Below are 237 nucleotides of genomic sequence, written 5' to 3'. Positions count from 1 at the left end.
CTACCCACCACCTGGATGTATCCATGAACGAGTGGTTGGGAAGTTTCCTGAACCAGGGAAACGTAACCCTGCTGCTGGTTACCCCCGATCGCTACTTCTTGGACAGCGTATGTAATGAGATCATAGAGCTGGGCCAGCAGCAGCTGTTCATCTATAAAGGAGATTACGAAAACTACCTGTAAAAAAAGGCCGTCCGTGAAGAGAGTGATATGGCCAGCGTGGAAGAAGCCCGGAACC

1 pseudogene is annotated in these 237 nt (G+C 50.6%); it reads left to right on the top strand.

The features are described 5' to 3' along the window. Positions 1–182: pseudogene (locus KVT36_RS32175) on the top strand (ABC transporter ATP-binding protein); the annotation flags it as partial. Between the last annotated feature and the right edge of the window lie 55 nt (positions 183–237).

Source organism: Chitinophaga sp. GbtcB8 (genome assembly GCF_019091455.1).
Classification (GTDB): Bacteria; Bacteroidota; Bacteroidia; order Chitinophagales; family Chitinophagaceae; genus Chitinophaga.
The sequence above is the reverse complement of the archived record's forward strand: the minus strand, read 5'-3'. Positions and strand labels throughout refer to the sequence as shown.